The 565-nt window shown below is 37.3% G+C and carries 1 pseudogene; it reads left to right on the top strand.

Annotation, left to right across the window (positions count from 1 at the left end):
• A pseudogene (locus DM397_RS00470) lies at positions 1-565 on the top strand (xylose isomerase); the annotation flags it as partial.

Genomic DNA, 565 nt, shown 5'->3' with positions numbered 1-565 from the left:
AGATCCTTATCAGGCAGCGAAAGATAAGGCTGATGCAGCTTTTGAATTCATCAGCAAAATGGGATTTGATTATTTCTGTTTCCATGATTACGATTTGATTGCTGAAGGAGCAACTTTTGCAGAATCAGAAAAACGTTTGGCTTTTATTACAGATTACTTAAAACAGAAAAAAGCAGAGTCTGGAATTAAATTGCTTTGGGGAACTTCAAACTGTTTCTCAAATCCAAGATTCATGAACGGAGCGGCTACAAATCCTGATTTTAATGTTGTGGCAAGAGCGGGTGGACAAGTAAAATTAGCACTTGATGCAACAATCGCTTTAGGTGGAGAAAATTATGTATTCTGGGGAGGTAGAGAAGGTTATATGTCTCTATTAAATACAGATATGGGAAGAGAATTAGACCATATGGCGCAATTCTTGGCAATGTCTAGAGATTATGCAAGATCTCAAGGTTTTAAAGGGACTTTCTTCATCGAGCCAAAACCAATGGAGCCATCAAAACACCAATACGATTTTGACTCCGCTACAGCAATCGGATTCTTGAAAAATTATGGTTTAGATAAA

It is taken from the genome of Flavobacterium nitrogenifigens (genome assembly GCF_003254565.1).
In the GTDB taxonomy this organism is placed as follows: Bacteria; Bacteroidota; Bacteroidia; order Flavobacteriales; family Flavobacteriaceae; genus Flavobacterium; species Flavobacterium nitrogenifigens.
The sequence above is the reverse complement of the archived record's forward strand: the minus strand, read 5'-3'. Positions and strand labels throughout refer to the sequence as shown.